At 67.2% G+C, this 13465-nt stretch carries 10 protein-coding genes; 5 read left to right on the forward strand and 5 right to left on the reverse strand.

The features are described from left to right. A complete protein-coding gene (locus tag A176_RS13340; protein ID WP_021780931.1) occupies positions 1–321 on the reverse strand; it encodes a polyhydroxyalkanoic acid system family protein in 321 nt (106 codons plus the stop codon). Positions 322–425: 104 nt separating this feature from the next. Continuing rightward, on the reverse strand, positions 426–1892 hold the full coding sequence (locus tag A176_RS13345) for a deoxyribodipyrimidine photo-lyase (protein ID WP_002636584.1): 1467 nt from the start codon (positions 1890–1892) through the stop codon (positions 426–428). Between the two features lie 158 nt (positions 1893–2050). Here A176_RS13345 and A176_RS13350 point away from each other — a divergent pair, with 158 nt between their 5' ends. Together A176_RS13350 and A176_RS13355 are read left to right on the forward strand one after the other, a co-directional pair. After that, positions 2051–3499, forward strand: coding sequence for a cation:proton antiporter (locus A176_RS13350; RefSeq protein WP_002636583.1), 1449 nt, complete (start codon positions 2051–2053; stop codon positions 3497–3499). 68 nt (positions 3500–3567) lie between these two features. Continuing rightward, positions 3568–4713 (forward strand): DUF1015 family protein, encoded by a 1146-nt coding sequence (locus A176_RS13355; protein ID WP_002636582.1) that lies wholly within the window; start codon positions 3568–3570, stop codon positions 4711–4713. 107 nt (positions 4714–4820) lie between these two features. On the opposite strand, the gene A176_RS13360 is transcribed toward A176_RS13355, so the two are convergent. Further along, a complete protein-coding gene (locus tag A176_RS13360; RefSeq protein ID WP_002636581.1) occupies positions 4821–5621 on the reverse strand; it encodes an SDR family NAD(P)-dependent oxidoreductase in 801 nt (266 codons plus the stop codon). A gap of 125 nt (positions 5622–5746) precedes the next feature. Here A176_RS13360 and A176_RS13365 point away from each other — a divergent pair, with 125 nt between their 5' ends. After that, complete coding sequence (locus A176_RS13365; RefSeq protein WP_002636580.1) at positions 5747–6655, forward strand: LysR family transcriptional regulator; 909 nt, start codon at positions 5747–5749, stop codon at positions 6653–6655. Positions 6656–6941: 286 nt separating this feature from the next. Here the strand turns inward: A176_RS13365 and rph are convergent, their stop codons facing one another. Both rph and A176_RS13375 read right to left on the reverse strand, forming a co-directional pair. Beyond that, complete coding sequence (rph, locus tag A176_RS13370; RefSeq protein WP_002636579.1) at positions 6942–9545, reverse strand: rifamycin-inactivating phosphotransferase; 2604 nt, start codon at positions 9543–9545, stop codon at positions 6942–6944. An 87-nt stretch (positions 9546–9632) separates the two neighbouring features. Then, complete coding sequence (locus tag A176_RS13375; RefSeq protein ID WP_002636578.1) at positions 9633–10562, reverse strand: NmrA family NAD(P)-binding protein; 930 nt, start codon at positions 10560–10562, stop codon at positions 9633–9635. A gap of 105 nt (positions 10563–10667) precedes the next feature. Between A176_RS13375 and A176_RS13380 the strand changes: the two genes are divergently transcribed. Next, a complete protein-coding gene (locus A176_RS13380; protein WP_002636577.1) occupies positions 10668–11219 on the forward strand; it encodes a TetR/AcrR family transcriptional regulator in 552 nt (183 codons plus the stop codon). Positions 11220–11920: 701 nt separating this feature from the next. Next, positions 11921–13405, forward strand: a complete 1485-nt coding sequence (locus A176_RS13390) for an NHL repeat-containing protein (protein WP_044889130.1) — start codon at positions 11921–11923, stop codon at positions 13403–13405. The last annotated feature ends 60 nt before the right edge of the window (positions 13406–13465 follow it).

Below are 13465 nucleotides of genomic sequence, written 5' to 3' on the forward strand. Positions count from 1 at the left end.
TCAGTCCAGGCTGGTCTTCACCTGGTCCAGGCTCTTGCTCGGGTCGAGCACCATGCCGAACTTCTTCTGCAGGTAGCTCTTGGCCTGACCGCGCAGCAGCATGCCCGGGTCGGTGCCCTCGCCCTCGACGGCCTTGTCGGTGATGACGAAGGAGGCGTCCATCTGGATGCCCATCACCTTGCCGACGATTTTCGCGCCTTCCCCCTGCCAGTCCGCTTTCACGCCGTACTTGCCGCCCCAGTACTGGAGCAACTGCTCGACGCGCTGCTTGACCTCCTCCTTGGGGAGGGAGTGGGGGATATCGAACTTCATCATTCCCATGGCCGGCTCCTGATCTCGGTGTCCCGCTTCGAGCGTTTAGCCGCGCCCGAGCAGGAATGGAACCGCCGTGTCACTTTTGGGCGCTCGGATGTCAACAGCCTTGCTCACCCGACTGCCTTCCTTCGGACGCGCTTGAGCTTCACCGGTGGGTCGTCCGGCCGCCCCCAGCGCTCCAGGTAGGGTGCCAGGTCATACTTGTCCGCCGTGCGGGCCGAGCTCATGGGCCGCACCTTGCCCAGCACCTTCCGCTCCTGGAAGGGCCGGTCGTGCAGGCCCAGCACCCACATGAAGTTGGCGACGCTGGCCGGGTCCCTGCCGTCCACCGCGTACTTGTCATTGAGGAACGCGATGCGTTGCAGCGCCACCTTGGGGGACGGGCTCCACTCCAGGAGCTTCTTGCCCCAGAGCATGCGCAGGTAGTTGTGGATGCGGCCTCGCTCCATCAGCTCGCGCTGGGCCGCGTTCCACAGGCCATCCTCGGTGCGCGCCGTCTCCAATTGCTTCATCGAGTAGCGATGCTCGCGCGCGTCCTTCTGATGCTTCGTGAGCGATTCGCGAGCCCATGGCGGCAAGGAGGCCACGGAGAGCTGCTGGGGGCCCGGCGTGTGGTAGCAGTAGTTGAAGCCCAGCTCGCGGCGGACGAGCAGCTCCTCGATGAAGCTCTGGACGGAAGGGTCCTTCGCGCCGCGAGCCTTGATGGCGGCGCGCGCGGCCTCTCCGGGGAAGAGGTTGCCCCAGTGGAAGAAGGGGGACAGCCCGGAGGACTGCGCGAGGCCCGGGTCGTTCCGGCCGGTGTCGTAGCTCTCCAGGTTGCGGCGCACGAAGTCACGCATGGCCTTGAGGCCGGCCTTGCGTCCGCCTCGCTCGGAGATGGGGGCCACGGCGTGGTCCAGGTCGAAGGTGTGCAGGGCCTCGCGGGCCTCGTGTGCGTCAGCCGTGTCGAAGTCCGGTGACAGCTTGCGCCCGGCCGCGGCGGCCTTCACGTCGCGGGACGGGACGGTGCGCTCCAGGTACTCGGGCCACAGCTTCTTCAACTTGGGCCGCAGCGTGTACGCGCCAATCTGCCGCGTGGCGATGCGTTGCATGGGCACCACGCACGAGGCGTCCACCGCGAACAGCGGCACGTCCAGCGCCTTGGCCGCGCCGCGGAGGTGGCCTGGGATGATGAACGTGGGGAACAGGTCCGAGACGACGGCGGCGGCGCGGCGGCCCAGCTCGGCCAACCGGGGGCGGTGCTCCTTCGTCGTGCGGGGCAGCTCCAACCAGTAGGGCAGGCCGCGCGCGGCGCAGTCCGTGGCCATGTCCATCATCCCCTCCAGGGCCCAGGCATGGAGCCGGTCCGAGGCGTAGGGGTAGTCCGGGCGGATGGCCTGATAGACGACGACGGGGAGCCCAAGCTGGTTGCCCAGTCCGATGGCGGCGTCGAGCGCGTGGTTCTGCTCGGCGCGATGGTTCACCATGCACCAGTACAGGACGAACTCACGGCGGCCGGAGGGAAGGGGGATGTCCTTGACCACCTGGACACGGGACGAGTCGACGCCGAGCTCTGACCACGAGAAGCCTTCAGGCATGGTGACCCACTGATACGCGAGCCGCGTTCGCGCCGCGGAAGAAAAGAAGTGCGTGGCTGTGAACGACCCCTGGCGGAAGTCGACTGGCGCTCCAAATTACGCCACCGGAGGACGGGTTGTGGTTTTCTGCCTCCAGGCCGGACCGAAGGAGTCCTTGCGTGTCACTTCTGAGAAGCTGGAGCAGCCTTCCCCTCACCGTCCTCGCTCTCGCGCTGGTCCTTCCGGAGTCCGTGAAGGCGCAGGCCGGCGGAACCTATCCATCCCCCGCGGATGCGCAGCCGCCGTCCGCTCCGGCGGGTTACGCGGCGCCGCCGCAGCCCACGTATCGCCAGACAGGGACGGGCGAGCAGCCCGCGGACCCGTACGCGCAGCCTCCCGCGCAGCAGCCGGTGGATTCGTACGCGCAGCCGCCGTCGCAGCAGCCGGTGGATTCGTACGCACAGCCGCCGTCGCAGCAGCCCGCGGACCCGTATGCGCAGCCGCCGTCGCAGCAGCCCGCGGACCCGTATGCACAGCCGCCGTCGCAGCAGTCGGCGGACCCGTACGCGCAGCCTCCCTCGCAGCAGCCGGCGGACCCGTATGCGCGGCCGCAGCAGGGGACGTACCCGCCCGAGCAGAATGGCTATCCGTCTCCGGACCGCTCATCGACGGTGAGCGACGCGCCGACGATGCCTCCGGACGAGGACTCGCTGCGGACGCGGCCGCAGTCGCCGCTGACGCCGGACGGGCGTGCCACGGCCAAGGCCTCCGCGGCCGCGCCTCCCATGGAGGACACCGGGGTGATTCTGGACGGCCGTCCGCGACAGGGCCCGTTCCTGTCCGGCCCGGGCAGCTTCACCTTCATCGTGCACCACACGACGCTGGGCGCGCTGGGCGGGTTCTTCACGCAGGCGTTCGCCAGTGACTTCAACTTCGACAAGAGCTCGCGCGAGGCGATGCTCGCGGGCACGCTCATTGGCGCGGGCCTGGGCTTCGGTGCCTCGTCGTGGTGGCAGTTCAACAACTGGGTGGACCGGCCCATGTCCACCTTCAGCATCGCGAACTCGGTGGTGGGCGGCATGTTCACCGCGGGCCTGATGGACCTGTTCACCCAGGACGCGGGCGTCCTGACGTGGTCCGCCTTCCTGGGCGCCGAACTGGGTGCGTGGCTCACGGCGGGCATTGGTGGTGGCCAGATGCCGTTGAACGATGGGTTGCTCATCTCCTCGGGCGCGGGCTGGGGCGCCGCGTACTCGGCCCTGTTGCTGGCCATCATCCACTTCTCGGGGACGCCGGTGTCCGGCAAGACGTGGCGCGACACGTTGCTGCTGGCGCCGGGCATCGGCGCGGGAGCGCTGGCCCTGGCCACCATGCGTTACAACCCGACGCCGACCCAAATCGTCCGAGCAAACATCTTCGGCGGCGGTGTGGGCGCGGTGGTGCTGCTCATCTCCGGCCTGGTGCTGGGCGGTTTTGATCAGTCCACGCCGTACGTCCTGTCCTTCCTGGGCTCCGCGGGCGCCATCACCACGGTGAGCCTGCTGTGGGAGGAGAGCGTGGACCGCTCCGCGCTGAAGATGTCTGGCCGCAAGGAGAAGGAGCGGCCTTACACGAACGTCTGGTGGTAGACGCGCTCTGAAGCGGCCTGGCGAGCGCCATGGCACGGCGGGGCAGGAGGCACCACCTTCCCCCCGACATGGCGCGCGTCAATCCCTTTACGGCCCTTCTCGCCCCTCTGGAGTCCTCGCTGGAGCCCAGCGGCTACGTGCCGCGTGGCAACGCGGTGCCCCAGCCATCGCATGTCCGCCCGTTGCTGGAGGCCGCCAATCCCTCGGCCGAGCTGCGGCGCTTGCGCGACTCGGGCACGTTGCTGAGAGACCCCCGGCCCGCGATGTACCTGGTGGAAATCCAGGGGCCCGCCGGGAAGCTGGGCGGGCCGCCGGTGCGCTTCCTCTTGTGTGCCCTCAATCCGAATGGGGGCACGTCCCTGGAGCACGACCCGTACCGCCCTCGGGCGTGGGAGGCCGAGCCCGCCGTCACGCTCACCGCGGACGACCACGGCGTGCTGCGAGGTCTGCTCGCGGAGGTTTCGGAGCGGGCCGTCGTCATGTGGCAGGGGCAGTTCGGACAGAACACCCTGTGCCTGCGGCGCATCGAGCCTTCGCCCGTGTCGAAGCGAATCCAGGCCGTGCTGGATGAGGCACCCATGCGCCCGCTGGCCGCGCTGGACGAGCGAGGCCCCACGCTGGCGGCCGTCGTCCCGCTGTCCGACCCCGGCCTGGAGCTGCTGCCCATCCACCGCGCGCTCAAGGGCGTGGAGACCTTCAAGGAGGAGACGTTCCTCACGCTGGTGACGGCGTATGCGCGCGTCTACGAACTGGACGAGCCGCTGAACACGCCCCGGGGCCTGTCGGTGGCGCGCGAGCGGCTGGCCACGCTCATCACCGGGCACCACGCGGTGCTGCTGGTGCTTCCGGGCGGCCGAGGCCGCATCCTCCGGTTCCGTCAGGGCCTGGACCTGGCGCACCTGAAGGGCGCGCCGCGCAATCCCACGCTGCGGAGCCTGGACCTCGCGTTGCTCAACGCGTTGGTGTTGCGGACGGTGCTGGGCATCAAGGACCCGGAGGCGCCGGGGCACTCGCAGGTGTTCCCCGTGCAGGGGCTGGCGTCGCTGGTGGAGGGCGTCGAGTCGGGCATGTTCCAGGCGGGCTTCGCGCTCAATCCACCTCCGCTGTGGGAGGTGCGCGCGGTGATGGAAGCCCAGGCCACGCTGCCGCCGAGCACCCTGCGAGTCGAACCCTTGCCACCCGCGGGGCTGCTCTTCATGGACCGGGAAGCCTGAGACCTGGCGGCCTGGAGTTGCAGCCGCCTCTGGTGCTGCACGCGAACGCCACGCCGGGCTTCACGGACGAAGTGAACGCGATGCCGGCGTGAGGCCGCGGGTTCCCGTCATGCGATGGTCGGAACGACGCCGCCGTCGGCGCGCAGCGCGGCGCCGTTGGTCGCCGATGACAAAGGGCTTGCGACGAAGGCCACGAGCGCCGCGATCTCCTCTGCCTCGATGACGCGCTGGAGCAGGGACGTCGGGCGTTCCTTCTTGAAGAACTCGGCCTCGATTTCGGCCATGGGGGCGTTCGGGTTCGATGCCACGCTCTTGAAGAAGTCGCCAATGCCCTCGGAGCGGGTCGTGCCTGGAAGCACGGCGTTGACGGTGACGCGGGTGCCCTTCGTCGTCGCGGCGAGCCCTCGGGAAATCGAGAGCTGGGCGGACTTCGTCATGCCGTAGTGAATCATGTCCGGAGGAATGACGAGCGCGGAGTCACTGGCGATGAAGATGATGCGTCCCCAATTCCGCTTCATCATTCCCGGCAGGTACTGACGCGCCAGCCGGGCGCCGCTCAGGACGTTCACCTCGAAGAATTTTCGCCAGTCCTCGTCGCTGACATCGCCGAAGGCCTTGGACTCGTAGATGCCAAGGTTGTTGACGAGGATGTCCACGTCGGGAAGCTCGCGAGCGAGGAGGGTGGCCCCGGCCGCGTCGGCCGGGTTCGCCAGGACCGTCCGCACGCGTGCTGCCGTACCGGGATGGGCCCGTTCGATGTGCGCGACCGCCGCATCCAGCTTCTCCCGTGAGCGCCCGGGAATCACCACGTGGGCGCCTTCCGCGGCCAGCCGCGCCGCGATGGCCAGGCCGATGCCTGCGGTGCTTCCCGTCACCAGTGCGGTTCTTCCGTCGAGTTGTAGATCCATGTCCCGTCTCCAGACGCCCGTGGGCTTCAGCCGAGTGAACGCTGGGGTTCATTTAGTGGCGAGCGCCTTGAGCGGAAACGTCCAGAATGTCAAAGTGCCTGTGAATCAAATTCAAAGAGGTCTCGGTGGACCACCGCGCGGGTGAGATGGCTGTCTTCGTGGCCACGGCTGACAGTGGGAGCTTCTCGGCGGCGGGGAGGAAGCTGGGGTTGACGCCCTCGGCGGTCAGCAAGCTCGTTGCTCGCATCGAGGACCGGCTGGGCACTTCGCTGCTGCTGCGTTCGACGCGCGCGCTGCAACTGACGCCAGAGGGAGCGCTCTATCTGGAGCGGGCGCGGCGCATCCTCGCGGAGATTGATGACGCGGAGAGCCTGGTGACGACAGGCAACGTGGTGCCACGTGGGCTGTTGCGGGTGAATACGTCGGTGGCGTTTGGCGAAGTCCATCTGTTGCCGCTCGTGCCCCGGTTCCTGGCCTTGTATCCGCAGGTCGAGCTCGACGTTTCGCTGACGGACACGGTGATCGACCTGATGGACCAGCGCACGGATGTCGCCATCCGGACGGGGCCACTGCGGGACTCCACGCTCAAGGCGCGGAAGCTGCTCGAGAGCCGGCGCGTCATCGTGGCGTCGCCCGGCTATCTCAAGGCGCATGGGCTCCCCAGGCGTCCGGAGGACCTGTCCCAACACAACTGCCTGAGGTTCAACTTCCGGCGGCCCACGGACGAGTGGCCCTTCAGGGACCCCGCGAGTGGTGAGGCGTACGCGTTGCCCGTGTCAGGCAACGTCCACGGCAACAGCGGTGTCATGCTGCGCCAGCTCGTCCTGGAAGGCGTGGGCCTGGCGCGGCTTGGCGGCTATCACGTCCAGCCGGACATCGCCTCCGGCAGGTTGGTTGCTGTGCTGGAGCGATACAGCGCGGGAGACATCGAACTCATCCACGCCGTGCACATTGGCCATGAGCACCTGGCGACGCGTGTCCGGACCTTCATCGACTTCCTCGTCGAGTCGCTCAAGGGCCGCGCTGTCCGCTGAAGCTGCGCCGGGGCGGGCTCCCCGGCGCGCTCGTTTTCCTCCGCGCGGGCAACGGGCCTCGTTACAGACAGTCGGAGACGCACGCGTCCATGCACGTGGGGTTGTTGGTGCCACACTGTTGACGACAGACTTTGTTGCAGAAGCAGACCGGGTTGTCTTCGCAGGCTTGGGCGCTCACGTTTGAGTCAGGCGCGCCTCCTGGTGGGTGCTCGCCCGACGGGTGGGCGGCGAAGATGGTTCAGGGAGGTCGGGCAGGAGACATTGCAATGGCTGGGATTGGCTGCCTTCAGCCAGGTTGGCTCAGGATTTCCACGTACCCGTCCGTTCCATGCACGCGAATCCGCTGACCGTCCTGGATCCGCCGGGTGGCATGCTCCACCCCCACGACGGCTGGCAAGCCGTACTCCCTGGCAATCACCGCGCCATGGGTCATCAAGCCTCCCACCTCCGTCACCAGTCCCTTGATGGAGACGAACAGGGGCGTCCAGCTCGGGTCCGTGTAGGCGGTGACCAGGATGTCGCCCGCTTCGAGGTCGGCCTCCGCCATGTCCAGGATGACGCGGGCCCTCCCTTCGATGGTTCCGGAGGAAACCGGCAGGCCGACCAGCGCTCCGGCCGGGACATCGTCGCGTCGATACGCCCCGGTGAGGACTTCGCCATCCGACGTGAGCACCCGGGGCGGGGTGAGCGCTTGATATGACCTGTACGCGTCCTCGCGCAGGCGGATGAGTGATTCATCCACCTGGTTCGTGCGCACGACGGTGTGGAACTCCTGAAGCGTGAGGAAGAAGATGTCTTCCTTCTTTCGAAGCACCTGGGCTTGTACGAGGCGCTCGGCTTCGAGCAACAAGGCCTGCTTGTAGTTGAAGTAGCGGTTGACGATGCCGTACTTCGGATACTCCCGATACCCGATGAAGGTCCGGACCCGGTCGATCATCCGCTGGGTGTCTTGGGCCTTCTGCTCCCCGTCCGGCAACGTCCGCAGGCGCTCCAGCAGCTCCTGTTCCTTCTTCAGGGCCTCCTGGCGTCCTTGCTCGAAGCGTCGCTCGCCCGCGCCCGGGTCGAAGTTCTTGATGTTGCCGAGGAGGAGGGGCACGAGCGTGGTGGGGCGTTCGCTCCAGCGCGGCTTCGTGATGTCGATCTCCCCGACGCAGCGCATGCCGTACTTGTCGAGGTAGGACTGGATGGCGTCGCGCGCCTCCTGTCCGCCTGGAAGCCTGACCAGTTCCTCCAGAAAGCCCTCGTCCTCGACGTCCCGCAGAAACGGCACCACGTGTGGATGCGGACGAATCACGTCCGCGACGTCCAGGAGCGCCAAGCCCATCTCCGACGTGACGTTGTGGGGGACGGACTGTGTGAGGGTGTCGGCTGCGTTCTTCTCGCCCAGCCACGCGAGCAGGTGTTCGTTGAGCCACCAGGAGGCCTCGAACGCCGCCATGATGACTTGATGGCTTCGCGGATCGAACAAGAGCCGCTTCAGCTCTTGGATGTCCGTCAGGATGAAGTCGAGCAGCTCGGAACCGGACTTCGTCTGGATGTCGCGCTTCAAGGCCGCGATGGAGGCCTGGCTGCGAGCGATCAGCTCGTCGACGATGGCCGGATTCGTTTCGAGCGGGGCTGGCGCACCGCCCGCAGGTGCCTTGCCGGGCCCGACGTCCGGCAGTGTCTGGATGAACTCCCCGCGTCCGAGGAGCGTCTCCAGCGCGTCCTTGATCAACGGGTCGGACTTCCCCAAGGCATCGAGGAGGACCGCGCGGCTTGCTGGCGAAGCCAGGCCCTGGGCGATGTCGACGAACAGCCTCCCTCCGGCCTCATACATGGGCCGCAAGGCCGTCAGTTGGAACAGGGAGAGCCCCAGCGGCTTCATGGCGTCGGTCATCATCTGCTGATGACCCACGGAGACGTAGACGTGGTTCTCCCGATCGCCTGTCGCGGGGATGGGGAACAGCGTGGTGATGGGCCGGCTTTGGACGATCTGGAAGCCATCGTCGACCAGGCACCATTCAATGTCCTGGGGGCAGCCGAAGTGCGCTTCGAGCTTCCGGCCCAACTGCGCGAGCCGCACGGCCTGCGCGTCCGTCAGCGTGGCCTGCTGCTGCCGCTCCGGCTCGATCGCTTGTTCGTGCGTCCCGCCCTCCGGCGAGGCGTGGATGGCCAGCCGCTTGGTGGCGACCGTCTTGTCGATGACCTCGCCGTCCCGCACCTTGTAGACGTCCGCGTTCACCAGGCCTGAGACGAGCGCCTCGCCAAGGCCGAAGCTGGCCTCCACGGAGGCGACCTTCCGGTTGGAGGTGACGGGGTCGGCCGTGAACAGGATGCCGGCCACCCGCGGGAAGAGCATCTGCTGCACGACCACCGCCATGCGGACCTTCCGGTGGTCGAAGCCGTTTCGCAGGCGGTAGATGACGGCCCGCTCGGTGAAGAGCGAGGCCCAGCACCGGCGGATGTGCTGGAGGATCGCCGCCGGCCCCACGATGTTCAGGTACGTGTCCTGCTGGCCCGCGAAGGAGGCCGTCGGGAGGTCCTCCGCTGTCGCGCTCGAGCGGACGGCGTAGGCGGCTTGCTCTCCATGACGGGCGAGCGAATCGGTGATCGCCTTCGCCAGTGCGTCGGGGATGGGGGTCGCTTCAATCGTTTGACGGATTTCAGCGCTGAGCGCGCGGAGCTGCTCCCGGTCGTCCGGCTTCAGCCGCGACAGCCGTTCAATCCGCTCGTCGAGCGACGGAGCTTCCGCCATGACCCGCAGGAAGGCGTCCGTCGTCACGCAAAAGCCAGCCGGTACGCGGACGCCTTCGAGCCGCGAAAGCTCCCCCAGATGCGCGCCCTTGCCGCCAACGCTCGCGACCTGCGTCAGCCCGATGTCCTGGAGCCCCAACACGTAGCGGTCCATCCGCGCACCTCCCTGTGTGAACGGGCGGCACTGTACTCCTGACGGTGGAATGAGGTGCACCTGCGCTCGCGCGCGCTGCGTCCCGTATCACACGTCTTTCGGACCTGTGCCGACGCGACGCTCCCGCGCCCAGGTCTCGAAGCTCATGGGGGACAGGCCGTAGGAACGCGCGAGCTCAGGCCGTGCCAGCACTGGGGCGACGTTCAAGTACGTCATGCCTTGCGCCACGCCGGGGTGCAGTCCGGCCGCGACGGCCTCTTCGACCGTGCCGGACTTGACGTCGTACGCCTTGCCATCGACGCGCGAGAGGACCTCGGCGATCTGCGGCAGCGTGAGCAAGTCACTCGCGAGTTGCAGCGTCACCCCGTTGAAGGTCGCGGGGTCGTTGATCGCCGCCGCTGCTGCCTGGCCAATGTCTTCCGGCGCGACCAGCGCGAGGGGGCGCTCGGGATGAACCACCGTGAGCAAGGTTCGCCCATCCACGAAGCCTGCGGGATCCAGCATCGAATGATCCATGAAGGTGGCGGGCAGGATGACGGTCCAATGCTTGAACCCCGCGGTGCGCACGAGGTCGCAGGTGGCGAGCTTGTTCTCCCAATAGGTCTCGTGCGCCTTCCAGCGGCCCTCCGCCCAGCCCTCGACGTTGCGGTGGTCGCCGACGCCGGAGGTCGCGGTGTGCACGAACGTCTCGACACCTTCGGCGAGCGCGGCCTCGACGAGGTTCTTCCCTTGTTGAAGCTCCTTGCTGAAGTCGATCCCCGTCGCTGAGACGATGGGCGCCTGCATCGAGAAGACCGCCCGCACCCCCGCGCAGGCGGCGCGCAAGGACGCTGGGTCGTCCAGGTCCCCGACGACCACCTCCGCGCCCGCCGCCGCGAGCGCCTTGGCGTTCGGTGCTTCGGGATTGCGTACCAACACGCGCACGGCGGTTCCGCCTCCGGCCAGCAGCGCCCGGGCGGTCGCTCCGCCCTGACGCCCCGTGGCCGCGGTGATGAGGACAGGTTGGGTGCTGTGCATGGACCGCTCCTTCTGTAAGTGGGGGACCCCACCGTTTAATTTCGTGGTTAGATACGGAGGGGCACCCCGTTTGTCAACGAAGGTTCAGGAAAGGGGAGGGTTGTCGTGGAGCGTGTGAAGCCGTTGCGCGCGGATGGGCAGCGCAATCGGGAGCGGCTGGTCGCGGCCGCCGCGGAGCTGGTTGGAAGGGATGGCGCGCAGGCGTCGCTCGAGGAAATCGCGAGGCGGGCGGGCGTTGGCTCGGCCACGCTGCACCGGCACTTTCCTTCGCGGCAGTTGCTGTTGGAGGCGGTGTTCCGCGATGGCGTCGCGCAGCTCTGTGAGCGGGCCGCCGTGCAGCCGGGCGAGGAGCCCGCGACCCGGTTGGCCACCTGGCTGGAAGAGGTGACGGTCTACACGGCGACGCACCGAGGGCTTGCCGAGGCGCTGCTGACCGGCCCAGAAGCCCTGACGGCCGAGGAGATTTGCTGCAGCGACATGCTGCTTGAGGTGCTGGATGCCCTGGTGGCGCGGGCGTCCTCCGCCGGCGCGATTCAGGCCGGTGCCACTTCGGAGGACCTGATGACGCTGGCGAACGCGATCGCGGTCGCCAACGAAGATGATCCGGACACCGCGCGCCGGGTGCTTCGCCTCGCGCTCGCCGGCATCAGGCCGTGAGCACACCGTTCACGTAGCAGCGATACCTTGATGGGGGAGGACACTGGAGAGGCGCTGTGGTCGCGTGTCCGCTGCCATGGGGTTTTCGAGCAGGGCCTGTCATCGTTGAGCGCTGCCCTGACGGGGCAGGTGGACGGTGAACCGCGTCCCTTCATCCAACGTGGAGACCACGTCGATGTGTCCCGCATCCCAATCGCCTTGTCCGTCACCCTCGTGGCGCAGCTCCAGCGTGCTTGAGTGCGAACGGCTCGTGAAGGAACGTCGAGCCGCCTTGAAGCACCGTCACCGTCAATGCGGGCGCAAGACCAAGCATGATTCCGCCAACTGCCTCCGCCCTCATCTGCCGAGCATCGCTCCCGCGCTCGCTCGTTGGACTCACAGGCAGCCTTTGACAATCCACCGCTGATGCTTCCGCGGGCGGGCTGACCATCCATCAGGACGCCGAAGATGGAGCAGACCGCCACCCGGTGCGTTTCATTCATGCCAGGGTTGTCTTTAACCGGCGCCAAATGGCTCAAGACGGGTGGCGGTCACCATGATGTTTCATGAGAATCTCTCTCATTATTTCACTTTTCTCGGTGCGGATTTCGCGAACGGCAGGTTGACTGCCATTGAATGTCCGGAGTAGGAGACTGTTCGCATCGAACTGATAACGATTATCGTTCGCAGTTCGAGGGACTCCCACGGAGGGGAAGCGCATCATGTTGAAGACGGTGAAGAGCCGCGGTTTGCTCATGCGTGGAACGGCCCTTGTGATCACGCTGGTCTGCATGACGGGGTGTGGCGACGACGAACCCACCCCGACGCCGATTCCGGATGCGGGCACCCAAACGGATGCGGGCACGGAGCCCGTTCCCGACTCGGGCACGGAGCCCACGCCCGACGCGGGCACGGGCGCGCTGGACAGCGACATCGCCGTGGTTCGATTCAATCAGGACGGCACGCATGACACGACGTTCGGTGCCGGCGGCGTCACGCATGTGGACTTCGGCCCGGGCCGTGACGGCACGCGCGACTCCCTGTGGGACCTGAAGGTGGACGCCACGAATCGCATCGTGCTGTTTGGTAACAAGCGCGGAGAGGGCGCGCGCGCGGATACCGACCGCGTGGTGGCCCGGCTGACGTCCGCGGGGGCCCTGGACACGACGTTCGGTTCATCCGAGCCGCGCAATGGCTTCAGCGTCCTCAACCTGTCCAATCTGAATGATGGCATGCGCAACGGCCTCATCCAGCAGGACGGCAAGATCATGGCGTCCGGCTACACGTCCATGCCCACGGGCGTAGGGGCGCAAGCGGCCAACCGCATTGTGCTTCAACGGCTGAACGATGACGGCTCGTCCGACGCCACGTTCGGTTGGCAGGGCGTGGTGACGTCGGCGCCGTTCCTGGCCCAGAGCGAGACGCTTCCCGAGTGGGGGATGGCCGAGGCCTACGCCGTCGGCCAGCAGTCCAACGGCAGCTACGTGACGTCCGGCTATGGGCGCGTTGCCTCCTCGGGAACGGTGGACCTGGTGTCCTTCCGCTACACGCCCACGGGTGAGTTGGACCCGACGTGGGGCACGGGGGGCTCCGTGGTGCTGGACCTCGCGGGAGACAACGACTACGGCCGTCACATGGTCATTCTCAGTGATGATCGCATGTGCTCCGTGGGGAGCTCCGCGCTCGGCGCACAGAACACCGACGGTCTGATTCTGATGCTGACGGCGGATGGACAGCGAGATACGACGTTCGCTCCAGAGGGTTACAAGACGTACGACTTCGACCGGCCTAACAATGCCTTTTTTGGCGTGGCCGCGTCACCCGATGGCAACTGGATTGCCGCGGCGGGCTTCCGCGCGGGCGGCAACCAGAATGACGACGCCATCCTTGCCATCATCCCCACGGGCGGCGCGGGGGCGGAGGTCTTCAAGGCCACGCCCATCTCCGCCACTGAAAACGATCGCTTCTGGGCCGTTACCTTTGATGCGTCCAACCGCATCTATGCGACGGGCTTTGTCACGGAGGGGGGCGACAGCCGCATGGTGGTCGCGCGCTTCACGATTGATGGCAATCTGGACCCGACCTTCGGCGTTGGCGGCATCGCGACGCTCAATGTCGTGACCGGCGCGACGGAGGAGGCTGGTCGTGGCATCGCCCTCCAGTCCGACGGCAAGATCGTCATCGCGGGCCCTGTCGAGAAACTGTAATCCCATCCGTCACAGGCGCAGCCGCGGGGAGGGGCACAGGCTCGCCTCCACCCCGGCTGC

The sequence above is a fragment of the Myxococcus hansupus genome (assembly GCF_000280925.3).
Classification (GTDB): Bacteria; Myxococcota; Myxococcia; order Myxococcales; family Myxococcaceae; genus Myxococcus; species Myxococcus hansupus.

Excerpts from the sequence above, each read along its gene's own strand:
- rph (WP_002636579.1), bottom strand. The coding sequence starts at position 9,545 with ATGGACCGCTACGTGTTGGGGCTCCAGGACATCGGGCTGACGCAGGTC.
- A176_RS13375 (WP_002636578.1), bottom strand. The coding sequence starts at position 10,562 with ATGCACAGCACCCAACCTGTCCTCATCACCGCGGCCACGGGGCGTCAG.
- A176_RS13360 (WP_002636581.1), bottom strand. The coding sequence starts at position 5,621 with ATGGATCTACAACTCGACGGAAGAACCGCACTGGTGACGGGAAGCACC.
- A176_RS13340 (WP_021780931.1), bottom strand. The coding sequence starts at position 321 with ATGGGAATGATGAAGTTCGATATCCCCCACTCCCTCCCCAAGGAGGAG.
- A176_RS13390 (WP_044889130.1), top strand. The coding sequence starts at position 11,921 with ATGTTGAAGACGGTGAAGAGCCGCGGTTTGCTCATGCGTGGAACGGCC.
- A176_RS13355 (WP_002636582.1), top strand. The coding sequence starts at position 3,568 with ATGGCGCGCGTCAATCCCTTTACGGCCCTTCTCGCCCCTCTGGAGTCC.
- A176_RS13345 (WP_002636584.1), bottom strand. The coding sequence starts at position 1,892 with ATGCCTGAAGGCTTCTCGTGGTCAGAGCTCGGCGTCGACTCGTCCCGT.